This is a genomic window from Arthrobacter sp. Y3223164, from assembly GCF_059091005.1.
On the sequence record NZ_JBNHGF010000870.1, the window covers coordinates 1 to 425 of the forward strand.

A 425-nucleotide genomic window follows, 5' to 3' on the forward strand; every position below is an offset into this window, starting at 1 on the left:
CCGGGCGGCACTATCCGGCCGTTACCTCCGGTGCTTGGTCCGCGCGGTGGCCGGCGCGGTCCACGGATCCTCCGGCCACGGGTGCTTCGGGTAGCGGCCGCGCATCTCGGCGCGGACCTGCGCGTAGGGACCGGACCAGAAAGACGCCAGGTCATCGGTGACGGCCAGCGGCCTGCCCGCGGGCGAGAGCAGGTGGAACAGCACGGGGACCTGACCGCCCACCAGCCGGGGCGTGTCCGCCCAACCGAAGCACTCCTGCAGTTTGACCGCCACTACCGGGCGCTCTCCCCCGTCCCGTTCCGGGTAGTCGATCCGCACCCGTGAGCCGCTGGGAACCTCCAGCCGCTCCGGCACGAGCTCATCGAACCTCGCCGCTTCCGGCCAGGGCAGCAGCCGGCGCAGCGGCTCGGCCAGGTCCACTGCGG

General features: G+C 73.2%; 1 protein-coding gene. It reads right to left on the bottom strand.

All coding sequences use genetic code 11. From position 1 onward, the window contains the following. Window positions 1-21: 21 nt before the first annotated feature. Window positions 22-425 (bottom strand): ATP-dependent helicase C-terminal domain-containing protein (locus AC5RUJ_RS18470; protein WP_494156541.1); only part of this gene is annotated, 404 nt, incomplete at its 5' end.